Annotated in this window: 22 protein-coding genes and 1 tRNA gene; 9 read left to right on the top strand and 14 right to left on the bottom strand. The window is 71.6% G+C overall.

Features of this window, described 5'->3' with window-relative positions; translation table 11 throughout:
• Nucleotides 1-89: 89 nt before the first annotated feature.
• Nucleotides 90-428, bottom strand: a complete 339-nt coding sequence (gene wblA, locus ACIBBD_RS08975; RefSeq protein WP_190046553.1) for a transcriptional regulator WblA — start codon at nt 426-428, stop codon at nt 90-92.
• Nucleotides 429-835: 407 nt separating this feature from the next.
• On the opposite strand from wblA, the gene ACIBBD_RS08970 reads away from it, so the two are divergent.
• Nucleotides 836-3,154, top strand: coding sequence for a transglycosylase domain-containing protein (locus ACIBBD_RS08970; protein WP_399418616.1), 2,319 nt, complete (start codon nt 836-838; stop codon nt 3,152-3,154).
• Between the two features lie 152 nt (nt 3,155-3,306).
• On the opposite strand, the gene ACIBBD_RS08965 is transcribed toward ACIBBD_RS08970, so the two are convergent.
• Nucleotides 3,307-3,771, bottom strand: a complete 465-nt coding sequence (locus tag ACIBBD_RS08965) for a GatB/YqeY domain-containing protein (RefSeq protein ID WP_399418615.1) — start codon at nt 3,769-3,771, stop codon at nt 3,307-3,309.
• Between the two features lie 75 nt (nt 3,772-3,846).
• Between ACIBBD_RS08965 and ACIBBD_RS08960 the strand changes: the two genes are divergently transcribed.
• The 3 genes from ACIBBD_RS08960 (at nt 3,847) to ACIBBD_RS08950 (ending at nt 6,021) form a co-directional block, all read left to right on the top strand.
• Nucleotides 3,847-4,773 (top strand): metallophosphoesterase, encoded by a 927-nt coding sequence (locus ACIBBD_RS08960; RefSeq protein ID WP_399418614.1) that lies wholly within the window; start codon nt 3,847-3,849, stop codon nt 4,771-4,773.
• 355 nt (nt 4,774-5,128) lie between these two features.
• The gene (locus ACIBBD_RS08955; protein ID WP_399418613.1) at nt 5,129-5,899 is read left to right on the top strand and encodes a Pr6Pr family membrane protein; all 771 of its coding nucleotides are present in this window, start codon (nt 5,129-5,131) and stop codon (nt 5,897-5,899) included.
• Nucleotides 5,900-5,947: 48 nt separating this feature from the next.
• A tRNA-Pro gene (locus ACIBBD_RS08950) sits at nt 5,948-6,021 on the top strand.
• Nucleotides 6,022-6,183: 162 nt separating this feature from the next.
• Here the strand turns inward: ACIBBD_RS08950 and ACIBBD_RS08945 are convergent.
• The gene (locus ACIBBD_RS08945) at nt 6,184-6,558 is read right to left on the bottom strand and encodes a VOC family protein (protein ID WP_399418612.1); all 375 of its coding nucleotides are present in this window, start codon (nt 6,556-6,558) and stop codon (nt 6,184-6,186) included.
• Between the two features lie 291 nt (nt 6,559-6,849).
• Between ACIBBD_RS08945 and ACIBBD_RS08940 the strand changes: the two genes are divergently transcribed.
• Together ACIBBD_RS08940 and ACIBBD_RS08935 are read left to right on the top strand one after the other, a co-directional pair.
• The gene (locus tag ACIBBD_RS08940; RefSeq protein WP_399418611.1) at nt 6,850-8,127 is read left to right on the top strand and encodes an MFS transporter; all 1,278 of its coding nucleotides are present in this window, start codon (nt 6,850-6,852) and stop codon (nt 8,125-8,127) included.
• 222 nt (nt 8,128-8,349) lie between these two features.
• Nucleotides 8,350-8,643: a zinc-ribbon domain-containing protein gene (locus tag ACIBBD_RS08935; protein WP_399418610.1), complete on the top strand. Its 294-nt coding sequence runs from the start codon at nt 8,350-8,352 to the stop codon at nt 8,641-8,643.
• 39 nt (nt 8,644-8,682) lie between these two features.
• Here ACIBBD_RS08935 and ACIBBD_RS08930 read toward each other — a convergent pair whose 3' ends face one another.
• Both ACIBBD_RS08930 and ACIBBD_RS08925 read right to left on the bottom strand, forming a co-directional pair.
• On the bottom strand, nt 8,683-9,489 hold the full coding sequence (locus tag ACIBBD_RS08930; RefSeq protein WP_399418609.1) for a TIGR03943 family putative permease subunit: 807 nt from the start codon (nt 9,487-9,489) through the stop codon (nt 8,683-8,685).
• A complete protein-coding gene (locus tag ACIBBD_RS08925; protein WP_399418608.1) occupies nt 9,486-10,505 on the bottom strand; it encodes a permease in 1,020 nt (339 codons plus the stop codon). Before ACIBBD_RS08925 ends, ACIBBD_RS08930 begins: the two co-directional genes overlap by 4 nt.
• A 185-nt stretch (nt 10,506-10,690) precedes the next feature.
• Here ACIBBD_RS08925 and ACIBBD_RS08920 point away from each other — a divergent pair, with 185 nt between their 5' ends.
• A complete protein-coding gene (locus ACIBBD_RS08920; RefSeq protein ID WP_399418680.1) occupies nt 10,691-12,646 on the top strand; it encodes an NAD-binding protein in 1,956 nt (651 codons plus the stop codon).
• A gap of 219 nt (nt 12,647-12,865) precedes the next feature.
• Here ACIBBD_RS08920 and ACIBBD_RS08915 read toward each other — a convergent pair whose 3' ends face one another.
• Entirely contained in the window at nt 12,866-14,683 is a 1,818-nt protein-coding gene (locus tag ACIBBD_RS08915; RefSeq protein WP_399418607.1) for a prolyl oligopeptidase family serine peptidase, read from the bottom strand.
• Nucleotides 14,684-14,849: 166 nt separating this feature from the next.
• On the opposite strand from ACIBBD_RS08915, the gene ACIBBD_RS08910 reads away from it, so the two are divergent.
• Complete coding sequence (locus ACIBBD_RS08910; RefSeq protein WP_399418606.1) at nt 14,850-15,704, top strand: SURF1 family protein; 855 nt, start codon at nt 14,850-14,852, stop codon at nt 15,702-15,704.
• Here ACIBBD_RS08910 and ACIBBD_RS08905 read toward each other — a convergent pair.
• From ACIBBD_RS08905 to ACIBBD_RS08875, 7 genes are all read right to left on the bottom strand, one after another.
• Nucleotides 15,674-16,723, bottom strand: coding sequence for a hypothetical protein (locus tag ACIBBD_RS08905; protein ID WP_399418605.1), 1,050 nt, complete (start codon nt 16,721-16,723; stop codon nt 15,674-15,676). The genes ACIBBD_RS08910 and ACIBBD_RS08905 overlap by 31 nt on opposite strands.
• Before the next feature lie 125 nt (nt 16,724-16,848).
• Nucleotides 16,849-17,541 carry a SigE family RNA polymerase sigma factor gene (locus ACIBBD_RS08900; protein WP_399418604.1) on the bottom strand — a complete coding sequence of 231 codons (693 nt, stop codon included), beginning with the start codon at nt 17,539-17,541 and terminating at the stop codon, nt 16,849-16,851.
• A 556-nt stretch (nt 17,542-18,097) separates the two neighbouring features.
• Entirely contained in the window at nt 18,098-19,165 is a 1,068-nt protein-coding gene (locus ACIBBD_RS08895; RefSeq protein WP_399418603.1) for an aspartate-semialdehyde dehydrogenase, read from the bottom strand.
• A complete protein-coding gene (locus tag ACIBBD_RS08890) occupies nt 19,165-20,457 on the bottom strand; it encodes an aspartate kinase (protein WP_399418602.1) in 1,293 nt (430 codons plus the stop codon). Before ACIBBD_RS08890 ends, ACIBBD_RS08895 begins: the two co-directional genes overlap by 1 nt.
• Nucleotides 20,458-20,717: 260 nt before the next feature.
• Nucleotides 20,718-21,374 (bottom strand): DUF5063 domain-containing protein, encoded by a 657-nt coding sequence (locus ACIBBD_RS08885; RefSeq protein WP_399418601.1) that lies wholly within the window; start codon nt 21,372-21,374, stop codon nt 20,718-20,720.
• The gene (recR, locus tag ACIBBD_RS08880; protein WP_399418600.1) at nt 21,367-21,966 is read right to left on the bottom strand and encodes a recombination mediator RecR; all 600 of its coding nucleotides are present in this window, start codon (nt 21,964-21,966) and stop codon (nt 21,367-21,369) included. The genes ACIBBD_RS08885 and recR overlap by 8 nt, the downstream gene beginning before the upstream one ends.
• Before the next feature lie 98 nt (nt 21,967-22,064).
• Complete coding sequence (locus ACIBBD_RS08875) at nt 22,065-22,409, bottom strand: YbaB/EbfC family nucleoid-associated protein (RefSeq protein ID WP_399418599.1); 345 nt, start codon at nt 22,407-22,409, stop codon at nt 22,065-22,067.
• Between the two features lie 300 nt (nt 22,410-22,709).
• Here ACIBBD_RS08875 and ACIBBD_RS08870 point away from each other — a divergent pair, with 300 nt between their 5' ends.
• Entirely contained in the window at nt 22,710-23,444 is a 735-nt protein-coding gene (locus ACIBBD_RS08870) for an SLATT domain-containing protein (RefSeq protein WP_399418679.1), read from the top strand.
• Nucleotides 23,445-23,476: 32 nt separating this feature from the next.
• Here the strand turns inward: ACIBBD_RS08870 and ACIBBD_RS08865 are convergent, their stop codons facing one another.
• Nucleotides 23,477-25,042: a substrate-binding domain-containing protein gene (locus tag ACIBBD_RS08865; RefSeq protein WP_399418598.1), complete on the bottom strand. Its 1,566-nt coding sequence runs from the start codon at nt 25,040-25,042 to the stop codon at nt 23,477-23,479.
• Between the last annotated feature and the right edge of the window lie 25 nt (nt 25,043-25,067).

The raw sequence follows: 25,067 nt of genomic DNA, 5'->3' as shown, positions 1-25,067 counted from the left end.
GAGGCGTGCCCGACAGGCAAGGCCCGGGCGTGCCCGGCAACCGGACCCGGAGGTCGTCCGACAGCTGAGCCCGGAGCCGAGGGGTCCCCTCAGCTCACCGCCGCGTAGTTCTCGTACACCTGGTCGTCGTCGAGCGGCACGATGCCCGCCCCGCGCTCGTACTCCGAGCGCGCCGTCTCCAGCAGCCGGCGCCACGAGGTGACGGTCGGCCGCCTGCGCAGCAGTGCGCGGCGCTCGCGCTCCGTCATGCCTCCCCACACGCCGAACTCGACGCGGTTGTCGAGCGCGTCAGCCAGACATTCGGTGCGTACCGGGCATCCGGTGCACACCGCCTTGGCCCTGTTCTGCGCTGCTCCCTGAACGAACAGTTCATCCGGATCGGTAGTGCGGCAGGCAGCCTGCGCACTCCAGTCGGTTACCCAGCCCATACCGGCGCCGTCCTCTCCCGAATCGAGGCTCCCCCACGGCGGCAGCGGCATATTCACCGCCGCCAGTTGAGGACGTTACGGAAGGTGGGCACAGCGCAACACCCCCTTCGGGCCCAATCTTGAATGGCCCGAACGGACTATGCGTAAGCGGCAGATCACCCGGGGGAGTGAGCCTGCGACATGCACGACTATCCCGACGAAAAGGGACAGTTCTCTTGGGTCACAACGGACGCCGGATGACACACAAGGCGGATACGGACACGCCCCCACCAAAAAAGTGAGGAACCTCCGGAACGATTCGGGGTCGCCGGACGTATTGATACGTAGCCCTGCTGCTGTGACAGTTGAGAGCAGCTTAGGCCAAGGCATATACGCGTGTCCGGCGAATGAGAACGTAGGCTGCCCTCATGCCAAAGAAGCGCTCGGGCGGTGGTCTCACAGCGACGCAGCAGGCCGCCAAGTTCCTCGGTGTCAGTGTGCTCTCGGGAGCCGTGCTGGCCGGCATCGCCCTGCCCGCGTTCGGCGCGCTGGGCCTGGTCGCCAAGGGGTCGGTGGAGTCCTTCGACGAACTACCGGCCAACCTCAAGACGCCACCACTGAGCCAGCGCACCACGATCCTCGACGCCAAGGGCAAGCAGATCGCCACGGTCTACTCCCGTGACCGCACGGTCGTCGACCTCAAGAACATCTCGCCGTACATGCAGAAGGCGATCGTCGCGATCGAGGACTCGCGCTTCTACCAGCACGGCGCGGTGGACCTGAAGGGCATCCTGCGCGCGCTCAACAAGAACGCGCAGAGCGGCGGTGTCTCCCAGGGCGCGTCCACGCTCACCCAGCAGTACGTGAAGAACGTCTTCGTCGAGGAGGCCGGCGACGACCCGACGAAGGTCGCGCAGGCCACCCAGCAGACCCTCGGCCGCAAGATCCGCGAACTGAAGTACGCGATCCAGGTCGAGGAGGAGCTCGGCAAGAAGAAGATCCTCGAGAACTACCTGAACATCACGTTCTTCGGCCAGCAGGCCTACGGCGTCGAGGCCGCCTCCCAGCGGTACTTCTCCAAGCACGCCAAGGACCTGACGCTGCCCGAGGCGGCCCTGCTGGCCGGCATCGTCCAGTCGCCCAGCCGCTACGACCCGGTCAACGACGAGGCGGAGGCCACCAAGCGCCGTAACGTCGTGCTGGAGCGCATGGCCGAGGTCGGCGACATCTCGCAGGCCGAGGCCGACCAGGCGAAGAAGGCCTCGCTGGGCCTGAAGGTCACCCAGCCGAAGAACGGCTGCATCACGGCCGTGCAGGGCGCCAGCTTCTTCTGCAAGTACGTCGAGCGGGTCTTCCTCAGCGACCCGGTCTTCGGCAAGACCAAGGAGGAGCGCGCCAAGGTCTGGAACCAGGGCGGCCTCACCATCCGGACGACGCTCGACCCGCAGGCCCAGCAGTCCGTCCAGGACTCGCTGAAGGACCACGTCTACAAGTCGGACAAGGTCGCCGCGGCCGCCACCCTCGTCGAGCCCGGCACCGGCAAGATCCTCGCGATGGGCCAGTCGAAGCCGTACGGCTACGGCAAGAACGAGACCGAGTACAACTACTCGGTCAACGCGGCGATGGGCGGCTCGAACTTCGGCTTCCCGACCGGTTCGACGTTCAAGCCGTTCGTGGCCGCGGCCGCCCTGGAGGAGGGCCGGCCGGTGAACCAGTCCTACCCGGCGCCGTACGAGATGCAGTACCCGGACACGGTCCAGACGTGCAGCGGCAAGCCGTGGGTCAACGACGGCACTCCGAAGTACCGGCTGGAGAACGAGAGCGAGTCCGAGAAGGGGCCGTACGAGCTCCGGAAGGCGATGGAGCTGTCGGTCAACACCTACTTCGTGCAGATGCTCGCCGACATCGGCATGTGCCCCGTGGTGAAGATGACCGACGCCCTCGGCGTCGTCCAGGGCAACGGCGACAAGGTCCCCGAGGTGCCGTCGTCCATGACCCTCGGTTCGACCGGCCTCTCGCCGCTGACGATGGCGAGCGCGTACGCCGCCTTCGCCAGCCGCGGCATGTACTGCACGCCGATCGCCATCGAGTCGATCGCCCAGACCGTGAACGACCAGAAGAAGTCGCTGGAGGTCCCTAAGTCGACCTGCTCACGCGCGATGAGCGAGAAGACCGCGGACAGCATCAACACGCTGCTGAGCGGTGTGGTCGACTCCGGTACGGGCCAGCAGGCCGGTCTGTCCGGCGGCCGCGCGAACGCCGGCAAGACGGGTACGACGGACGAGCGCAGGAACGCCTGGTTCGTCGGCTACACCCCGAACCTCTCGGGCGCCGTCTGGGTCGGCAGCGCCACCCAGAAGGTCAAGATGACCAACATCACCATCGGCGGCGTCTACCACGCCCAGGTCTACGGCGGCGACACCCCCGGCCCCATCTGGCGGGACGCCATGACCGGCGCCCTCGAGGGCAAGGAGGCCCCGTCCTTCAACCTCGTCGACATCCCGAGCAGCGACAAGGGCCGCGGCAACGGTGACAACGGGGGCAACGGCAACGGCAACGGCAACGGCAACGGCAACGGCAACGGCGGCAACAACGACGACGGCAACGGCGACGAGGGCTTCATCAGCGGCCTGATCGACGGCGGCACGACGGACGGCAGCACCGGCGGCATCACCCTCCCGGACAACCTGTTCCAGGGCCAGACCAACAGCGGGGGCAACGGGAACGGCAACGGAGGGCGTGGCTGAGCCCGGGCCCTGAGCCCCGGTAGGAGACGACGAACGGCCCCCGCCTTCCGTAGGGAAGGCGGGGGCCGTGGTCTTGAGGGCGACGCGCGTCCGCTCGCCCTGCCGGACAGGCCGGACCGGGGCCGTTCGCCCTGACAGCGGGGCCGGCCGGGTCAGCCGGCGAGGAGCTTCTTGACCGCGGCGGCGACCCGGCCGCCCTCGGCCTGGCCGGCCACCTTCGGGTTCACGATCTTCATGACGGCGCCCATGGCCCGCGGCCCCTCCGCACCGGCCGCCTTCGCCTCCTCGACGGCCTGGGCGACGATGTCGTTCAGCTCGTCGTCGCTGAGCTGCTTGGGCAGGTACGCGGCAAGCACCTCACCCTCCGCCTTCTCCCGCTCGGCGGACTCGGCGCGACCACCCTGCGCGAAGGCGTCGGCCGCCTCACGCCGCTTCTTCGCCTCACGGGTGATCACCTTCTGCACCTCGTCGTCGGAGAGCTCGCGCTTCTCCTTGCCCGCGACCTCCTCCTTGGTGATCGCGGCGAGCGTCAGCCGGAGCGTCGAGGAGCGGAGCTCGTCGCGCTCCTTGATCGCGGCGTTGAGGTCTTCCTGCAGCTTCGACTTGAGCGTGGTCATGGGTTTGATTGTCGCAGGTACGGACAGTTCGACGCCCGTTCATTTAAGGGGCGGTGGGTCTGACACGATGGACGTATGCGCGCGCGATACGGAGTACCCGTAGGAATCGCGGCGGTTGGTGCCGCCGGTCTGTTGTACTCGGCGGGCTTCGAGGCCCGCTCCTTCCGCCTCCGACGGGTGACGGTCCCCGTCCTCCCCGCCGGGATGCGTCCCCTGCGCGTGTTGCAGGTCTCCGACATCCACATGGTCAGCGGCCAGCGCAAGAAGCAGCGCTGGCTGCGCTCACTGGCCGGCCTGCGCCCGGACTTCGTGATCAACACGGGGGACAACCTCTCCGACCCGGAGGGCGTCCCGGAGGTCCTCGACGCGCTCGGCCCGCTGATGGAGTTCCCCGGCGCGTACGTCTTCGGCTCCAACGACTACTACGGCCCGAAGCTGCGCAACCCCGCCCGCTACCTGCTGGAGAAGGCCCAGGGCCGCCACGGCCTGAACGGCAACCCGCCCGCGGTCGGCGTGGTCCACAACCCGTGGGAGGACCTGCGGGACTCCTTCGACGCGGCCGGCTGGCTCAACCTGACGAACACGCGCGGCACGCTGAAGGTCGAGGGCGTGTCCGTGGAGCTCACGGGCCTGGACGACCCGCACATCAAGCGGGACCGGTACGCGCGGGTGGCCGGCGGTCCCTCCCGCTCGGCGGACTTCTCGATGGGCGTGGTCCACGCGCCGTACCTGCGCACGCTGGACGCGTTCACGGCGGACGACTACCCCCTGATCCTCGCCGGCCACACCCACGGCGGCCAGCTGTGCATCCCCTTCTACGGCGCCCTGGTCACCAACTGCGACCTGGACACGGACCGCGTGAAGGGCCTGTCCACGCACACGGCGGAGGGCCGTACGGCGTACCTCCACGTGTCGGCAGGCTGCGGGACGAACCGGTACACCCCGGTACGGTTCGCCTGCCCGCCGGAGGCCACGTTGCTGACGTTGGTGGGGAGGGAGTAGGGGAGGCGGGGGTTAGGCCAGGGGCTCGCGGGGCGCGGTCGGCGAGCTGAGGCCGACGGGACTGGCGCGGCTGGCGGGGCGGAGCTGGCGGAGTGAGACCGGCAGGTCCGTCGTGGCCGGCGGGGCTGGGGTTGGCGGGTCCGGCGAGCGGGATGGCGACGAAGACGGCCAGCGGGCAGGCGCTGAGGCCGGGGACTGGCGGTCCGGGGCTCGAGGAACCGCTGTCGCGGAATCCAGGCAGGTCGGAAGTGGCGGGCCGGGAGGACAGGCCTCCAGGCCAGCCCCTCCCGGACAGGGTCCCCCGGACGGGCGCGCCCGCATGGCCCTGTTTGTCCCCCCTGCCTAGCGTGAGGGCATGACCGCCCCGATACCCAGGGACCTCCCGGACCTGCCGGCGATCCCGCGGACCCATAGGCTGCTTCCCTCCTTCGTCCCCGCCTCGGCGGTGGTACCCCCCGTGCGCCGCCCCCTCGCCGGGGTGCTCCGTCTGCTGATCGCCGCCACGGCGGCGGCGGGCGTCACGCTGGCGCTGCTGCTCGGCAGCCCCCTGCGCATACTGAGCCACTTCGCGGTCCAGAGCAGCATCCTGCTGGCCCTCGTGACCGCACTGTCGGCCCGCCGCGTCTGGACGGGTCGCCGCCCCGTCCCCACCGCCTGGACCGGGGCGGCCCTGCTCTACGTCGTGATCACCGGCCTGGTGCACCAGCTGCTCCTCGCGGACGCGGCCCGACCGTTCTCCGTGACGGGCACGGCCGGCGCTCCGACGGGCTGGCACGCCGTCGCGGGCCACCTGCTGCACACGGTCACACCGGTGGCCGCCGTCCTGGACTGGCTGCTGCTGACACCCCCCGGCCGCCTGCGACTGCGCCAGGCGGCACCGTGGCTGCTGTACCCCCTGGCCTACCTGGCCTTCTCCCTGCTCCGCGCGGAAGTGATCACCCCGGACACCCCCGGCCGCTACCTCTACCCCTTCCTGGACGCAGCCGCCCACGGCTACAAGGACACCCTCGCCAACGCCCTCCTGCTGGGCCTGTCCTTCTACGCCCTGGCAATCGTCCTGGTCGCCCTCGACCACGCCCGCCCCAGCCCGATCCGCCACCGCGCCAAAACCGGATTTCGTCTCTAGCCACCGGTGGGCTAAAGTAAACGACGTCGCCGCGACGAGCAGCGACATCGGGGTGTAGCGCAGCTTGGCAGCGCGCTTCGTTCGGGACGAAGAGGTCGTGGGTTCAAATCCCGCCACCCCGACGCTGGTCAGAGGCCACATAGGAACGTTCCTATGTGGCCTCTGTCATGCCCGAGGGCCAAACCGCGAGGTCCAAACAGGAGGCCAGGCGCGCGCGGCGCCTACCTCCACTGCCGAGCGTGCGACTGCGTGACGACACCGACGCACGACGGCGCACCTCCTCCTTACGCGGGTTCCTGGAGGACCGACAGCACGTTCCCCGCGGGATCGGTGAACCACGCGATCAGCGGGCCGCCGCCGCGGAAGATGCCCTTCTCGTCCGCCTCGAGGTGGTCGTACCGCTCGAATCGCACTCCCCTGCTGCTCAGCTCGTCCACCGCCGCTTCGATGTCGTCGACGGGGAAGTTGAGGATCGTGTACGTGGCCGGGGTGTGGTCGGGCTTGGGGTAGACCAGGATGTCCCGGTCACCCGCGATGTGCAGGGTCAGCAGTCCGTTCTGCTCGGACACGCTGAGTCCGAGCGTCTCGCCGTAGAACTTCCTGGCCGCGTCGATGTCGTCCACCGAGAAGCCGCTGTACGCCTTCGTCGTACCGAACATGATCGCCTCCGGGGTTTTCGTTCTCACCATGGGGACCGGCCGGCAGCCGGAAACTCATCGGCCGCAGGAGAAGCGGGGGGAGAGAAGGGGCATCCACGGCGTGGATGACCCGGATACGGGATTCGGATCACTCGGAGGATGGCGACCGGGCGCCGGACGACCCATAGTCGTCCGTACCCGCACGCCGCTGACCGGACCAGCCGCCCACGTGCGGTCACCCCCAGCATGCCGTGCGCCGTCGGTGCCCGTGAAAGGCATGCCCCGCTCCCGTCACCGTCACCTGGAGTCGCCATGCCCGGTTCCGCCCCGCCACCGTCTCCTCTCGCGGTGGACGACGCCGCGCCCTCCCCCGTGGCCGTCTCGGGCCCCGCCCATCTGCTGCGCGTGACCCTGCTGATGGCGGGCAGCTGTCTGCCGATCCTGGGCGCGGTGCTGATCGCCCCGGTGCTGCCGAAGATGCAGGACCACTTCGTGTCGGCTCCGGGCGCCGAGGCGCTGGTCCCCCTCGCGCTGACCGTGCCGGCGCTCTCCTTGGCGCTGCTGGCCCCGTTCGCCGGGGTGATCGTCGACCGGCTGGGGCGCAAGCGGCTGATGATCGTGGCGACCCTGCTGTACTCCGTGTTCGGCACGGCCCCGCTCTACCTCGACTCCCTGGGCGGGATCATCGCCAGCCGCGCCCTGGTCGGTGTCACCGAGGCCGCGATCATGACGTGCTGCACGACACTGATCGCCGACTACTACTCCGGTCACCGGCGGGTGAAGTACCTCGCCCTGCAGACCATGTGCTCCTCCGCGTCGGCCACCGCCTTCTTCGTGCTCGGCGGCGTCGTCGGCTCGGCCGGCTGGCGCTTGCCCTTCTGGGTCTACGCCGTGAGTCTGGTGCTCGCCCCGCTGATGGCCACCGCCCTGCCCCGGCCCGCGGCCCGGACCGCCGCCGACGGGGCCACGACGGTCACTCCCGCCGAGACCGGGGACACGGCCCGGCGTCCGTTCCCCTGGCGGCGGATGGCGGGCATCTGTGCCCTCACCTTCTTCGGGGCGATGGTCTTCTACGCGGTCCCGGTGGAGATGGCGTACCTGCTCGACGACCTCGGGGTGGAGGACTCCCGTGTGATCGGTCTGGCCACCGCCGTCGCGAGCGCCGCCACGGTGGGCGGATCGGTCACCTTCGCCCGGCTGAAGCGCTCTCCCGACCCGATGCTGCCCGCCGTCCTCGCGGTCTGCGCGGCCGGTTTCGGGGTGATGTTCCTGGCCGGCAACGCGCCGCTGCTCGTCGTCGGAGCGGTGATCAACTGCCTGGGAACGGGCATGCTGCTGCCCGCCCTCCTCACCAGCGCCATGTCCCGGCTGTCCTTCGAGGACCGCGGCCGGGGCACGGGGCTGTGGATGGCGGCCTTCTTCGGCGGTGAGTTCGTCTGTCCGCTGGTGCTGCTCGCCGTGGAGGCGTGGGTCGGCAGCCTCGCGGGTGCGGTGGGCGTGCTGGGCCTGGCCGCGGCCCTCGTCGCGGGCGGGCTGTCGGCGGCCCGTCGCCGTACGGCCGCCCTCGCCCCGTCGCCCCGTCATCCCTGATCGCCCCCGACGTTCCGTCGCCCCGTCATCCCTGATCGCCCCCGACGTTCCGTCGCCCCGTCATCCCTGATCGCCGCGACGTTCCGTCGCCGTTGTCTCTGTTCGCCCCCGTCGCCGTCGTTTTCTGTGGCCCGTAAGGGAAAGCCGGGAGAGGATCTGGACCGACTCACCCACGGAAGACGACAGCAAGAACCACGGCAAGATCACGGGAAGGCCAGCGGAGTGATCATCTTCGGCACCAAGGGGTACCTGTACCAGCTCGCGATACTGACGCTGGTGTGCGGCCGCTGCGGCAACCCCGCCGCGCACACGCTCAGGAAGCGCGTCACCAAGTTCACGTTGTTCTTCGTGCCGCTGTTCCCGGTCTCCACGAAGTTCATCACCCAGTGCACCTTCTGCGGCGCGGAGCAGAAGGTGACCAGGGAGCAGGCGGAGCAGCTGCTGGCGCAGGGCACGGACGGTCCCGGCGGTCAGCCGTACGGGCAGCCGCAGCGGCAGCCGTACCAGGGAGGATGACGGGTCCCGCGGGCGCCTCGCCGGCCCGTCACCGGCCGGTCAGTCGTTCCAGGTCTCGTCGTAGGGGTCCCGGGGTGCCGCCACCGGCGCCGCGGTGGCGACCTCGATGAACGGGATCGGTCCGTCGTTGACCGGGTCGCGGGCCAGCCGCGCGGTGTAGGTGCCCGTGACCCGCAGCCAGGTGTCCGGCTGGAGGACCGGCGGGATGCGGCCGGCGAGGCCCACCTTGACCGGCTGGGCGTCCGCCGCGCAGCAGTTGAGGGTCATGCGCACCAGGTACGGGGTGCCGTCGCGGTCGAGGGCGACGAAGCCGGTGAGGACGACGCGGCGGCCGGTGAGGGTGCGGCCGCGGTCGTACACCGCGCGCCCCGCGTAGTCGGCCACCCCGAGGGGCAGCGGGTCGGTGGAGGGGAGGGCGGGGTAGGCGACGGGTTCCTGGAGGGCGGTGCCGGTGCGGGTCGCGCTGTAGGAGCCGAGGGCCGGCGGGGCCACGAGGATCAGGGCCAGGAGGGGGAGGATCAGCAGCCAGGAGATCCGGGGTTCGGGATGGTGGTCCCGGTACTGGTCCTCATCCTGGCCCTGGCCTTCCTCCTGGTCCCGGTCCTGGGCTCCGTCCCGGCCCCGGTCCTGGGCTCCGTCCCGGTCCCGGTCCTGATGGGGCCCCTTCGGTCGCCGCCACTCGTAGTACGCCGTCGCCAGCGCCGTGGCGATGAGGACCGCGCCGGAGGCCAGGAGGAGCGGCTGCAGACCCGCCTTGACGTAGCGCAGGTAGAGGTCGGTGGTGCCGGCGTGCAGGAGGCTCGCGCCGAGGAGGAACAGGACCGCTGCCTGGGCCTGGCGGTTCACAGGAGCACCGCCCCGGTCAGCACGGACACGGCTACCGCCAGGACGAAGGTGGCGGGCGCGAAGCGCAGGGCGAAGGCGCGGCCGAAGGTGCCCGCCTGCATCGCGAACAGCTTGAGGTCGATCATCGGGCCGACCACCAGGAAGGTGAGCCGGGCCGTGAGCGAGAACTGGGTCAGGGACGCGGCGACGAACGCGTCCGCCTCCGAGCAGATCGACAGGACCACGGCCAGGACGGCCAGCGCCAGGACCGCCACCACGGGATTGTCGGCGGCCGTGCGCAGCCAGCTCTCCGGGGCGAACGCCTTCAGTGTCGCCGCCGCCATCGCGCCCACGACGAGGAAGCCGCCCGCGTGCATCACGTCGTGCCGCACCGAGCCCCAGAACGCCGCTCCCCTGCCGCCGCCCCCGTGCGGCGCGCGCGTCGGTGGGCGCAGCCAGTCCGCGCGGCCGAGACGCTGCCAGAGCCAGCCCATCGCGCACGCCACGAGCAGGCTCGCGACGAACCGGGCCAGGACCATTTCGGGGTCGCCGGGGAAGGCGACGGCCGTGGCCGTCAGCACGATCGGGTTGATGGCCGGGGCGGAGAGCAGGAAGGCGAGCGCCGCGGCGGGCGGGACGCCCCGGCGTACCAGGGCGCCGGCGACGGGGACGGACGCGCATTCGCAGCCCGGCAGCACCGCGCCGGCGGCCCCCGCCACCGGGACCGCCAGCGAGGGACGGCGGGGCAGGGCGCGGGCGAAGAAGGACGGGGGGACGTGCACGGCGATCACCGCCGACAGCAGGACGCCCAGCACGAGGAACGGCAGGGCCTGCACGACCACCGCCACGAAGACCGTCGTCCAGCTCTGCATCACCGGTGCGGACAGGGCCCGGCGGAGCGGGCCCTGCAGCAGCATCGAGACGAGCAGGATCAGGGTCAGGACCAGGGGGGAGGTCAAACGCCGGGATTCCCGGGGAGGACCGGACGCCGAAAGCTCCGTGCCCTCCTCGTGCGGGGCCGCTCTGGTGATGGCCACGGGCGGGCACCTCCGGGTTCCGTGTCTGTCCCTCCCCTCCCCTACGGCCGCACGGCCCCGCGCGTTCACCGCACCCGGCCGTGCCCTGCCGCACGCAGGGAACCACCCGTCCCGGTGAGGCAGTCTTTCCTCTTGTGGGGAGCGTTCCGAATCAGAGTGCGCCGTCGGGCGGCGCCGGCGCGCACATGGTGGTGTGCGGCGACGACGGGCTCGCGCACCGGCTGGCCGCCGAGTTGCGGCATGTGTACGAGGAGCAGGTCACGCTGGTCGTGCCGCCCTCCGAGCGCACGGTACGGCCGCCGGTCGTCGGGCGCGCCCGCTCGGTGTCGGCGGCGCTGCTGGACCGGGTGGTGAGCGCGGCCGTCAACCGGGCGTCCGGCAGCGGCAGTAACGGTTCTGCGAGTACCGGTACCAGCACTGGAACCGGCACCGGCACCGGCACCGGCGGCGCGGGTGGCGGCGGCGAACACGGCGGCTTCGGACCGGTGTTGGAGGCCGCCGAGCCCACCGAGGCGGTGCTCGCCGAGGCCGGGGTGGAACGCGCCGCCGCACTGGCGCTCGTGTACGACGACGACGAGACCAACATCCGCGCCGCCCTCACCGCCCGTCGGCTCAACCCCCGGCTGCGGCTCGTCCTGCGGCTGTACAACCGGCGGCTGGGCCAGCACATCGAGGAACTCCTGGACCAGGCGGCAGCGTTGGCGGTGGGCGGCGCGGCGGACGGCATGGTGGAGGGCGCGGTCGTGGCCGACGCGTCGACGACCGTGCTGTCCGACGCCGACACCGCCGCGCCCGCCCTGGCCGCGACCGCCGTCGCCGGGACCACCAAGGTGGTGCAGACGGACGGGCTGCTGCTGCGGGCCGTCGAACGTCCGCCGCCCGGGCCGGGGCGGGCCGCCGACCCCGGGCTGGCCACCCTCGCGCTGTTGTCCTCGACGAGCAACGACCCCGCCTTCGCGGACGGTTCCGAGGCCAGCGGGGAACAGGGGCCCCGGCTGCTGCCGGACGCGGCGACCGTGGCCGCCGCGACCGGGCGGGGCAGTGTCGTCCTGGAGCAGGTGGCGTACTCGGCCGGCACGGCGCTGCCGTCCGGACGGGGCGTCGGAGTCGTGGCGCCGTTCGCCTCGTTGTTCTCCCGGCGGTTGCGGTGGTCCCTGGCCGGGCTCGTGGGATGTGTGGTCGCGCTGGCGGTGGCGCTGTGGCTGGTCACCGGGATCCATCCGCTGGGCGCGCTGTACCTGACACTGCTGGATCTGTTCGCGATCAACGACCCGGCGGTCGGGTCGTCGACGGAACGGCAGGTGCTGCAACTCCTCTCCGGGCTGATCGGGTTACTGCTGCTGCCGGTGCTGCTGGCGGCGGTGCTGGAGGCCCTGGGCACGTTCCGCGGGGCGGGGGCGCTGCGCAGGCCGCCGCGCGGACTGGGCGGGCACGTGGTGCTGCTCGGGCTGGGGAAGATCGGGACGCGGGTGCTGACCCGGCTGCGGGAGCTGGACATCCCCGTGGTGTGCGTCGAGGCCACGCCCGAGGCGCGGGGCGTCGCGGTGGCGCGGCGGCTGCGGGTGCCGGTCGTGCTCGGGGACGTCACGCAGGAGGGGGTCCTCGAGGCCGCCAAGATCGGTCGGGCGCATGCGCTGCTCGCGGTGACCAGCTCCGACACGACGAATCTCGAGGCCGCGCTGTACGCCCGCTCCCTGCGGCCCGATCTCCGGGTGGTGCTGCGGCTGTACGACGACGACTTCGCGACCGCCGTGTACCGCACCCTGCGGGCCGCGCACCCTCATGCGCTCACCCGGAGCCGGAGCGTGTCGCATCTGGCGGCGCCGTCGTTCGCCGGGGCGATGATGGGCCGGCAGATCCTGGGAGCGATCCCGGTGGAGCGGCGGGTGCTGTTGTTCGCCGCGCTGGAGGTCGCGGGGCACGGGCAACTGGAGGGGCGGACGGTCGGGGAGGCCTTCCGGGCGGGGTACTGGCGGGTGCTGGCGCTGGACACGGGGGACGAGGGGCGGGGCGGGTCCGGGCTGGTGTGGGACCTGCCGGAGACGTATGTGCTGCGGGCCGAGGACCGGGTGGTGCTGGCGGCCACCCGGAGGGGGCTGGCGGAGTTGCTGGGACGCCGGCGCAGGGCTTCGGGGGTGTAGGAGGCCTGGGGCCACTCCACCCGGAGTCCGGGTCCCGGCCCGGCGTCCCGGCGAGTGGCCCCCACCCCGCCCGGAGTCCGGCGTCCCGGCGAGTGGCCCCGACTCCGCCCGGAGTCCGGCGTCCCGGCGAGTGGCCCCGACTCCGCCCGGAGTCCGGCGTCCCGGCGAGTGGCCCCGACTCCGCCCGGTATCCCGGAGAAGTGGCCCTCGCCCGGCCCTCTACCTGCGCAGGTGCCTCTCCGCGAACTCCAGCTCCAGCCGCACCTGCTTGATCCGCTCGTCCACCACCAGGGAGCCGTGCCCGGCGTCGTAGCGGTACACCTCGTGGACCGCGCCGCGGGACTCCAGGCGCTTGACGTAGTTGTCGACCTGGCGGATGGGGCAGCGGGGGTCGTTCACCCCGGCGGAGATGTAGACGGGTGCCTTGACCTGGTCGACATAGGTCAGCGGGGAGGACGCCTCGAAACGCTCGGGGACCTCCTCCGGGGTGCCGCCCAGGAGGGTGCGGTCCATGGCCTTCAGGGCTTCCATCTCGTCGTGGTAGGCCGTGACGTAGTCGGCGACGGGGACCACCGCGATGCCCACGGCCCACGCGTCGGGCTGGGTGCCGAGGCCGAGGAGGGTGAGGTAGCCGCCCCAGGAACCGCCGGTGAGGACCAGGCGGTCGGGATCGGCAAGCCCGGAGTCGATCGCCCACGCGCGGACCGCCGCGATGTCCTCCAGCTCGATCAGGCCCACCCGGTGCTTGAGGGCGTCCGTCCAGGCGCGGCCGTACCCGGTGGAGCCGCGGTAGTTCACGCGGACGACCGCGTAGCCGTGGTCCACCCAGGCCGCCGGGGCCGCCGCGAAGGAGTCGCTGTCGTGCCAGGTGGGGCCACCGTGGATGTCGAACACGGTGGGCAGCGGGCCGGTCGCGCCCTGCGGCTTCTGGACCAGGGCGTGGATGCGGCCGCCGGGGCCCTCCACCCACACGTCCTCCACCGGGACCGAGCCGGGTGACTTCATGCCGGGCGGGTCCAGGACCACCTCACCGGTCGTCGAGCGGACCGCCGGCGGACGGGCGGCGCAGGACCACAGGTACTCCACGCTGCCGTCGGGGCGGGCCGTCGCCCCGGACACCGTGCCCGGCGGGGTCGGCACCCTCACCAGCTCGCGGGTCGCCAGGTCGTAGCGGAACAGTTCGCTGCGTGCCTCGAAGCTGTGCACGACCAGGAGGCCCGAGCCGTCCGGGTACCACTCGGCGCTGACGTCACCCGGCAGCTCCAGCGCCAGGTCCGTCTCCTCGCCCGACGCCACGTCCCACACCAGCGGCTCCCAGCGGCCCCGGCGCTGGTGGCCGATGAGCAGCCGGCTGTCGCCGTCGACGGGGGCGAAGCCGAGCACCTCCAGGCCCAGCTCCAGGGTGCCGCCCTTGGTGTCGTCCAGCTCGGCGACCGTCGTGCCGTCGGGACGCAGGACGCGCAGCGCGGAGTGCATCGCGTCGCCGTGCTCGGTGTGCTCGACGGCGATGAGGGAGCCGTCGTGGGAGAGGTCGCCCACGCCCGCCGACTCGCGGTGGCGGTACAGCTCGAAGGGGGGCTCGCCCTCCCGGGCCAGGTGGATCGTCGTACCGTCCTCGTCGGTGGAGCGGCCCACCACCGCCGTACGGCCGTCTCGGCCCAGGGCCAGGCCCGCCGGGTACGACGGGTCCAGGCCCGGCGTGGCCAGTTCGTCCTCGCCGCCCTCGAAGGGCTGGCGGCGCCAGACGCCGAACTCGTCGCCGTCCTTGTCGTCGAACCACCAGATCCACGCGCCGTCCGGGGAGAGCACGCCGTCCGTCGTGCCGTTCGCCCGGTTCGTCACCTGGCGCTGGGCGCCGGTGGACCGGTCCCAGGCGTACAGCTCATAGGTCCCCGTCGCGTTCGACACGAACAGGGAGCGGTCCGGCGCGTCCTCGGCCCAGTCGGGCAGCGACACCCGGGGCGCCCGGAAGCGCTTCTCCCAGTCCGGCATCTCCTCGTACCGCTGCGGCGCGGCGGACCCGTTGCTCTCAGTCATGGCCCCATACTGCCCGTCCGCGGCGACGAGCGAGCGCCGAGGTCCCCAGGCTGTGGACAACTTTGCACGGACCCCACCGCGCACCCTCACTCCCGCCGTACCGCGCGGGCCCCTCACCCCCACCCCGCGGACCGCTTCCCGACGTCCGCCCCGTACCGTTGAGGGCGTGTACCGGTTTCTGCTGACGCCCCGCTGGTGGGGGATCAACGTCTTCGTCCTGCTGGCCATCCCCTTCTGCGTGTTCATGGGGTCCTGGCAGCTGAGCCGGTTCGAGTCGCGGGTCGACGACCACCGCAGCGCGCAGGAACGGGTCTCGTCGGAGCGGACCGAGGCGGCGCGCCCGTTCGCCGAGATGCTGCCCGTGGACAAGGCGACCTCCGGCAGGCGCGTCACCGCGACCGGCCGGTACGGCGAGCAGCTCCTGGTCCCGGACCGCGAGCTCGACGGGAAGCGGGGCTTCTACGTCCTGACCCTGCTGCGGACGGACGCCGGGAAGGCCCTGCCCGTCGTGCGCGGCTGGCTGGCCGGTACGGCCGACGCGGCGAAGGCCCCGGCCCCGCCCGCCGGCGAGGTCACCGTCACCGGGGCGCTCCAGGCGTCCGAGACGCCCGGCGACAACGGCGTGAGCGCGCAGGGGGGCCTGCCCACCGGACAGACGGCCGCGATCAGCGCCGCCTCGCTGGTCAACCTGGTCTCCTACGACCTGTACGACGCCTGGATCACGCTCGACACCGCCGACTCGGGCATGAAGGCGGTGCCCGCGAGCGCGCCGACCGGCTCCGGGCTGGACCTGAAGGCGTTCCAGAACCTCGGGTACACCGGCGAGTGGTTCGTCTTCGCCGGGTTCGTGGTGTTCATGTGGTTCCGGTTGCTGCGCCGCGAGGTGGAGTTCGCACAGGACGCGGAGCTGGGGATCGCCCCGGAGGGGACCACCCCGGACGGGACCGGCCCGGAGAGGACCGACCCGTCACCCGCGGCGGGCGCCGGGGCTCACGACGAGGCCAGCACGCCCGTCCGGTAGATGGTCCCCGCGCACGCGTTCGGCACGGTCGCCGACACCGTCGGGGAGCCGCCGTCGGCGGTGTACGTCACCACGACGCTGCCGTCGGCCGTGCCGTCCTCGACGAGCATCTGGGTGGAGGCGCCGTCGGTGCCCGTGCCGGTGGTGCCGGTGGTGCCGGACTGCTCGCTCGGGCTGGGGTCGGGGGAGGCCGAGCTGCCGCCGTCACCGCCGCCGTTGCCGCCGCCGCTGTCGGTGGGGCAGGTCTCGGAGGGCACCCAGGCGAACTTCACGTCGTAGGCCGAGCCCGGGGCGAGGGACAGCTGGGAGACGTAGAGGGAGGGGTCGGGCAGACCGGCCGCCGCGTCCCCGGAGGTGTGCTCCACCACGCTGATCTTCGTGCCGTCGGCGGCGCCCTGGGCGGTGGGCGACACGGAGACGCCCCCGCCGACCGCACAGGCGCTGTCGGAGACGTTGACGACGCGGAAGGTGCCGTAGACGATGCCGGCCGAGTCGGGGACCTCGACATGGGCCGAGGACTCGCCGAGCTGGGACGCCGTGCAGGCGGAGTCCGACGACTCGGCCGAGGAGGCGGAGTCGTCGCCGTCGGCGGAGCCGGTGGCGCCGCCGGGGTCCTTGCCCGGGCCGGTGCCCTCGGAGGCGTCCTTGCTCTGCTCGCCGGTCTGACCGGCGGAGCCGCCGGCCGGGCCGGAGGAGCCGCTGTCGGGGACCTTGCCCTCACCGGCGCCGCCCTGCGTCTGCGAGGCCTGGCCGGCCATGGCGGGGTTGGGGTCGGAGCCCCCGGCCCGGGAGACGTGCAGGAGGGCGGGGACGGCGGTGCCGACGAAGAGCGCCGCCGCCGCCATGCCGACGGCGGCCTGCCGCTTGCGGGCCCGGCGGGCCGGGACGGCGCGCCGGAGGTGGTCCAGCGTCCCGTCGCGCGGCTCCATCTCCTGGACCGCCTGGTGCAGCATGCGGCGCAGTGCCAGCTCGTCCGAGTCGAGCCCGTCGAGGCTCTGGTCGTCGAGGTGGTGGTTCACGGTTCCGTTCCCAGCGTGCGATTGCTTCGGCTCTTGCTTGTGCGCCTTCATCGGCTCGTCCGGCGGATTCCCGCGGGCGAACGGCTCATGCCGCTCGTGCGGATCGCCTCCCTCGCCGCGCCCGCTCACGCCCGCGCCTCCATGGCGACGCGCAGAGCGGCGATGCCGCGGGAGCCGTAGGCCTTGACCGAGCCGAGCGAGATGCCGAGGGTCTCGGCGACCTGGGCCTCGGTCATGTCGGCGAAGTAGCGCAGGACGAGGACCTCACGCTGGCGGCGCTGGAGTCCCTTCATCGCCTTGATGAGGGAGTCACGCTCCAGCTGGTCGTACGCGCCCTCCTCCGCGCTGGCCATGTCCGGCATCGGCTTGGACAGCAGCTTCAGTCCGAGGATGCGGCGGCGCAGGGCGGAACGGGAGAGGTTGACGACCGTCTGGCGCAGGTAGGCGAGGGTCTTCTCCGGGTCGCGGACGCGCTTGCGCGCGGAGTGGACGCGGATGAAGGCCTCCTGGACGACGTCCTCGCAGGAGGCGGTGTCGTCGAGGAGGAGGGCGGCGAGACCGAGCAGTGAGCGGTAGTGCGCCCGGTAGGTCTCGGTGAGGTGGTCGACGGTGGTGCCGGCGGCGACCGTGTTCTCTGCGTACTCGGCGAGTTCGGCACCGTCACGCTGGCTGGGTATGCGGGCGGGCCGCGCTGCGGGCATGGGCGCGATCACCGGCATGCCACCGGGCGCCCCGGCCAGGCGGGGTCGGAGGGCGCCGCGGGCCGGCCGTAGGGCCGTGCCGCGGGTCGCCACAGGAAAGTCGAGTACCTCTGCCACGCCAGTTGGACACACGTCCCCCCGTGGGGGTTGTACGCGCCGGGCATCCCTTTCGCGCCGTACGGCGAAACGCGCACCCGTCTGATGCCGGTCGCCGCCCCGGACGCCCGTCTCGCACCGGCCGGCAGCACCACGGACGGCGCCTCACATGCCCTCATGTGTCCCGCTCTTCCCCTATATCCCATATGAACGGGCGCCCCCACGCCCCGATCACGGCGCCCCCTATGCGCCGGGATCACCTCCGCGCACCCCGAAGGGTGACCGCAAAGACGCTCCCCGCACGCCGCGTGGTTGCGGGGTGCGGGGAGGAAATCTTCGGATACATCTTCGATTGTCAAAGGTGTCCGATACAAGTGATCCGGACGATCGACCGGCTCACATTCGCCCCATAGATCCTACAAACACGGGGAGCCGTGGCCAGGGATTTTCCGGTGGAGGGCCCTGTCCTCACCAAGCGTTGCGAGGGCCGCCGACGTCACACCGCCCGTCACCCGTCACCCGGACGTCGTGACCCGTCACCCGGACGTCGTGACCCGGACGCCCGTCACCCGAACCCTCACCCGAACTCCGCCGCCACCAGCTCCGCGATCTGAGCGGTGTTCAGGGCGGCCCCCTTGCGCAGGTTGTCCCCGCACACGAACAGCTCGAGCGCCGTGGGGTCGTCCAGCGCCCGGCGCACCCGGCCCACCCAGGTCGGGTCGGTGCCGACGACGTCGGCGGGCGTGGGGAACTCTCCGGCGGCCGGGTCGTCGCAGAGGACGACACCGGGGGCGGTGGCGATGATCTCCCGGGCCCGGTCGACGGTGACCTCGTCCTGGAAGCGGGCGTGGACGGTGAGCGAGTGCACGGTGATCACCGGCACCCGCACGCAGGTCACGGCGACGGGAAGCTTCGGCAGGCCGAGGATCTTGCGGGACTCGTCCCGCACCTTCATCTCCTCCGACGACCAGCCGTCCTCGCGCAGCGACCCGGCCCACGGCACCACGTTCAGCGCGACGGGCTCGGGGAACGGCCCGGTCCGGTCGCCCACGGCCCGCCGCACGTCACCGGGGCTGGTCCCCAGTTCCGTACCGGCCACCAGCGACAGCTGCTGCCGCAACGTCTCCACGCCGGCCCGGCCCGCCCCGCTGACGGCCTGGTACGACGACACCACCAGCTCGCGCAGCCCGAACTCGGCGTGCAGCGCGCCCAGGGCGACGATCATCGACAGGGTCGTGCAGTTCGGGTTGGAGACGATCCCGCGCGGCCGGATGCGCACCGCGTGCGGATTGACCTCGGGGACGACGAGCGGCACGTCGGGGTCCATCCGGAAGGCACCGGAGTTGTCGACCACGACCGCGCCCTTGGCGGCGGCGACCGGCGCCCACCGCTCGGCGACCTCGTCCGGAACGTCGAACATCGCGATGTCGACGCCGTCGAAGGCCTCCTCGGTGAGCGCCACCACCTCGACCTGCTCCCCGCGCACGGCCAGCTTGCGGCCGGCCGAGCGCGGGGAGGCGATCAGACGGATCTCACCCCAGATGTCGGCGCGCTGGGACAGGATCTGGAGCATGACCGTGCCCACCGCCCCGGTCGCTCCCACGACCGCGAGCGTCGGTCGCACGGTCACACGAGGGCCTGCCATCAGCGCCCGGTGCCTCCGTAGACGACGGCCTCGTCGCTGTCGGAGTCGAGACCGAAGGCGCTGTGCACGGCGCGCACGGCCTCCGGCACGTCGTCGGCGCGGGTGACCACGGAGATGCGGATCTCGGAGGTCGAGATCAGCTCGATGTTGACGCCCGCGTCGGACAGGGCCTTGAAGAAGTCGGCCGTGACGCCCGGGTTGGTCTTCATGCCCGCGCCGACCAGGGAGATCTTGCCGATCTGGTCGTCGTAGCGCAGCGAGTCGAAGCCGATGCCGCCCTTGTTCTTCTCCAGGGCGTCGATGGCCTTGCGTCCCTCGGCCTTCGGCAGCGTGAAGGAGATGTCCGTCAGGCCCGTGGAGGCGGCGGACACGTTCTGCACGATCATGTCGATGTTGATCTCGGCGTCGGAGATCGTGCGGAAGATCGCGGCGGCCTCGCCCGGCTTGTCCGGCACGCCGACGACCGTCACCTTGGCCTCGGAGGTGTCGTGCGCGACACCGGAGATGATGGCCTGCTCCACCTGCTTGTCCCCTTGCTGCTGGGTCTTTCGAACGACTGGCTCGCTGCTGACCCACGTGCCCTGCAGTCCACTGAAGGACGAGCGGACGTGGATCGGGATGTTGTAGCGGCGCGCGTACTCCACACAGCGGTGGAGCAGCACCTTGGACCCGGACGCGGCCAGCTCGAGCATGTCCTCGAAGGCGATCCAGTCGATCTTCCGGGCCTTCTTCACCACGCGCGGGTCTGCGGTGAACACGCCGTCGACGTCGGTGTAGATCTCGCACACCTCGGCGTCGAGGGCGGCCGCCAGCGCCACGGCGGTGGTGTCGGAGCCACCACGCCCGAGGGTGGTGATGTCCTTGGTGTCCTGGCTCACGCCCTGGAACCCGGCGACGATGGCGATGTTGCCCTCGTCCAGCGAGTCACGGATGCGGCCCGGCGTCACGTCGATGATCCGGGCTTTGTTGTGGACCGAGTCGGTGATGACACCTGCCTGGCTGCCGGTGAACGACTGGGCGCTGTGGCCCAGGTTTTTGATCGCCATGGCCAGCAGGGCCATGGAGATCCGCTCTCCCGCGGTCAGCAGCATGTCGAGCTCGCGCCCGGCAGGGATCGGGGAAACCTGCTCGGCGAGATCGATCAGCTCGTCCGTCGTGTCGCCCATCGCGGAAACCACGGCGACCACCTGGTGGCCGTTCTTCTTGGCTTCCACGATCCGCTTGGCGACGCGCTTGATGCCCTCGGCATCGGCTACGGAGGAGCCTCCGTACTTCTGCACGACAAGGCCCACGTGCGCTCCTCGCTCAGTTTGTCTCTTTCCGCACATACGCCCTTGTACTGCGGGTCGGCTCAGTCTAACGAGCGCCCGAATCCCGCCCCCGAGGTATCGCATCGTGAGATCGCGCGGCGAGACCGCCTCGGGAACGGGTCGGCCGCCCGTCCAGGACGTTCCCTGCCCACTTCGACCGGGCTGATAGCTGTGAATTAACTTTCAAGCAATATCGTGCGGCTGTGCGCGTGCTCCGCCCGTCCCGGGCGGGCGGCAGGAGGTCAGGTGTTGACCGGCCCCACACGGCCGCCGATCTCCTGCGCCATCACCCTGCCCGCCTCGAACTCCAGCGTGTCGTCGCCCATGCCCTGGTCGGTGTCGAGGCCGTCGAGTTCTTCCAGGGGCTGGTTGAGGCGGACGTGGGCGAGGACGGAGTGGAGGGCGCGCAGGGTCGCGGAGGCGGTGGAGCCCCAGTTGGAGAAGTAGGAGAACTGCCACCACCACAGCGCCTCCGAGGTGCGGCCGGCGCGGTAGTGGACCATGCCGTGGCGGAGGTCGGTGATGACGTCGGTGAGGTCGTCCGAGATGCGGGCGGGTACGGGCGCCTTGCGGGGCTCGTACGGGTCGAAGACCTCCGAGTAGACGTCGACCGGGTCCAGAAGGCGGGCGAGGTTCTCGCGGAGGTCGTCCACGTCCGGTTCCGGGCCGGGGTCGGGCTCGTAGCGCTCGTCGGGGACGATGTCCTCATGGGCGCCGAGACGGCCGCCGGCCAGCAGCAGCTGGGAGACCTCCAGGAGGAGGAAGGGAACGGCCGAGTCGGGCTCGTCGCCCTTCGCCACCTCCGTGACGGCCACCAGGAAGCTCTCGATCTGGTCGGCGATCTGGACCGCGAAGTCGTCCGGGTTCTGGTCGCTGGCGTGCAGCGTGGCGTCAGACATCTAGGAGTCGTCTCCCCTCGAAGGCGCGGCCAAGGGTGACCTCGTCCGCGTATTCCAGGTCGCCACCCACCGGGAGGCCGCTGGCCAGGCGGGTGACCTTCAGGCCCATGGGCTTGATCATGCGGGCGAGGTACGTGGCCGTCGCCTCGCCTTCGAGATTGGGGTCCGTGGCGAGGATCAGTTCGGTGACGGAGCCGTCGGCGAGCCTCGCCAGCAGTTCCCGTATGCGGAGGTCGTCCGGACCGACTCCCTCGATCGGGCTGATCGCTCCGCCCAGGACGTGGTAGCGGCCCCGGAACTCGCGGGTGCGCTCGATGGCCACCACGTCCTTCGGTTCCTCGACGACGCAGATGACGGACGGGTCGCGGCGGGTGTCGCGGCAGATGGCGCAGTGTTCCTCCTGCGCCACGTTGCCGCAGGTCGCGCAGAAGCGGACCTTCGCCTTGACCTCCATCAGGGCCTGCGCGAGGCGCCGTACGTCCGTCGGCTCCGCCTGGAGGATGTGGAAGGCGATCCGCTGCGCGCTCTTGGGACCGACGCCGGGCAGCCGCCCCAGTTCGTCGATGAGGTCCTGGACCACGCCTTCGTACAACGGACTGCCGTCCTTCCTGGGGTTCCTTGCAGTACGTACGGTAGTTGGCCGCCACCCGTCCTAGGAAGGCGGTGTGGGCGTCGCGCGGGCGACGAACATCAGAACGGCAGGCCGGGGATGCCGCTGCCGCCGCCCAGCCCCTGGGCCAGCGGGCCGAGCTTCTGCTGCTGGAGGTTCTGGGCGTTCTCGTTGGCCGCCTGGACGGCCGCGACGATCAGGTCGGCGAGGGTCTCGGTGTCCTCCGGGTCCACCGCCTTCGGGTCGATCTTCAGTGCGCGCAGCTCACCGGCGCCGGTCACCGTCGCCTTCACCAGGCCGCCGCCCGCCTGGCCGTCGACCTCCGTGTTCGCCAGCTCCTCCTGGGCACGGGCCAGGTCCTGCTGCATCTTCTGGGCCTGCTGAAGCAGCTGCTGCATGTTGGGCTGGCCACCACCGGGAATCACGATCAGCTCCTCTTCCGGGCCTGAGTCGGTGCGGGTTTTCCCGCTCGGCACGAGCCTACGTGGTCTGTGCGGGTGCCGCCGCGCCACTCTTTCGAGTGAGTCTGCGGCAGGTCTACACCTGATCAAGGCCCACTTACGGGCGTAAAGGCGGTGAAACCTTCCGTCCCGCCACCCATGGGGAGGTAGGAAAGGTGCGGCGCATCAGGCGTCGTCGGGTGTCACGCAGGGTGATCGGGTCGTCGGTCGGGTGTCGGTCGGTGCGGGATCAGTAGGGAGTGCCGGGTGGGTCAGCAGCCGGAGATGCAGCCCGAGGGTCCGCCTCAGGACGGGCGGGGCGAGGGCGCGGCCGGACTGCGGCCGGGCGATCTGACCGGGCGGGCGTTCCCGCTCGGGGACTGGGGTGAGCCCGCGGAACGACTGGACGAGCTGTACCGGTGGGTGGAGCGGGGGGCGCTGGAGACGGCGGCCTGGTATCTCGCCGACCGGGTGTGGAAGCGGCGGGGGGCGCGGGGGCTGCGGATCGGGGCGGCGGCGGGGGCGACCGTGGGGGCCGCGCTGCCGCTGCTGGATCTCACCGGGGCGCTGGGCGGGGTGGCTCCGTGGGGGTATCTCGCGTTGCTGCTCGCGGTGGCGTGTGTGGGCGTCGACCGGTATTTCGGGGTGACGTCGGGGTGGATAAGGGACATGGCGACCGCGCAGGCCGTTCAGCGGCGGTTGCAGGTGCTGCAGTTCGACTGGGCGTCGGAGAGTGTGCGGGAGGTGCTGGGGCCGGCGGAGGGGACGGCGAGCGACGCCGCCGAGCGGTGTCTGGGGGTGCTCCGGCGGTTCTCGGAGGACGTGACGGAGTTGGTGCGGGTGGAGACGGCCGACTGGATGGTGGAGTTCCGGACGGGGTCGGCGCCGCTGGGGATGCAGGGGGCGGTGGCCTCCGGCGGTCGGACGGAGGGTGGTGTGTCCCAGGGGAGGTTCCCGTTGCCTCCGGGGGCGGGGGCCCGGCCGAACATGCCTCGGCAGCGGCCGCCCGAGCCGCGGTGACGGCAGGGGGCCTGCTTCCGGGGTCTTCTTCCTCAGCCGCCCGACGGGCCGGCTTCGCCACCCGGGTTCCGCTGTGCGCACAGCCGCAGTCCCTCGGGCGTCCAGCACGGCAGGTGGCCGTGGGTGCGGATGACGTCCTGGCCGTTGCCGCGGGTGAGGTAGGTCAGGAAGCTCGACGCCAGGGAGTCGGCCGGGGGGCGGCCGTAGGTGTAGGCGTACTCGATCTCGCGGTACGGGTAGTCGCTCGTGCCGTTCTCGATGGCGTCGACGGACGCGGGGGCGCCGTCGAGGTCCAGCGGGTGCAGGCCCTCGGCGCGGTCGGCGACGTTGAGTTCGCTGTAGCCGATCGCGCCGGGGGTGGCGGCGACGGTCGTGAGGACCTGCTCGGTGGAGTCGAGTTCGCAGCGGACGACGGAAGCCGTCGGGTCGTCCTTGTGCAGGCAGTCGACGGAGGAGTTGGCGATCTCGCCCCGGCCCAGGACCCGGCGCTGGAACACCTGCCGGGTGCCGGAGTTGGCGTCGCGGCTGACGAGGATCACCGGCAGGTCCGGGCCGCCGAGCTCCCGCCAGCTGGTGATCTGCCCGAGGTAGAGGCGGCGCACGTCGGCCGTGGAGAGGTTCCTCAGACGGACCCCGTCGTTGACGACCAGCGCGAACACCGACACCGCCACCCGGTTCTCGCGCAACTCCGCCAGGCCGGACGGCTTGGGGCCGTCGGAGAGGGCCACCAGGGGCGGGGAGCCCTCCCGCGCGCGGGCGCCGGCCGCGGTGAGTTCGCGCAGGCCGGCCGTGGAGCCGTGCGGGTCCACGGTGAGGTGTGCGCCCTCGCAGTCGCTCTCGTACTTGCGGGCCACCTCGCGGATCACCGGGGCGAAGGCCGTCGAGCCGGTGAGGGTGAGGGTGCCGCGCTCGCAGCCGATGGGGGGCGGGGCGTCGTCGCCGACGACGACCATCGTGGCCAGGGTGATCACACAGACGGTCAGCAGGACCGAGATCAGGCGGGCCGCACGGCTGAACAGCGGCGGGGTGTCGTCGGGGGTCGCGCTGCGGTTGGGGTGGACCTCGCCGTCGCGGATGCCGCCGTAGAGCCGTATGCCGTGGCCGACGTCGCCGCCCGACAGCAGGACCAGCAGCTTGAAGTGCTCGCGCGGGTTGAGGGGGACGCGCGGGATGCGCAGGGTGTTGTCCTCGTAGCCGAAGCCGCGGTCCGCGGTGAAGTGGTCCATGAGGTGGTCGGTGTCGGTCGGCTGGGTGACCGACACGCCGCGGATGGTGCGGTCGGTGAAGACGGCGGTCAGGCCGTGGCGTTCCGGGCCGGTGTAGTCGTCGCGGGCGATGCCCTGTGAGCCGTCGTTCTCGATGCGCAGCAGGACGAGGGTGGCGTCCGCCATGCCGGGGGCCTCGTCGAAGAGGCCGAGGCGGCGGTTGGGCCGGCCGGATCTGACGTCGTCGCCGATCGGGTTGTCCATCTGCACCCGGTAGCCGATGCGCTTGCGGCGCGGTACCCGGCGCTCGTACCAGACCATCACCCCGGACGCGACGATGCCGAGGAAAGCCGTCCCGACGGCCACGAGGTTCTCAGCGTTCAGCCAGTCCACTGTGGGTGCCCCCGCCACTCCCGCC

The sequence above is a fragment of the Streptomyces sp. NPDC051315 genome (assembly GCF_044455165.1).
GTDB lineage: Bacteria > Actinomycetota > Actinomycetes > Streptomycetales > Streptomycetaceae > Streptomyces.
This window is presented reverse-complemented; position numbering and strand designations above follow the sequence as displayed.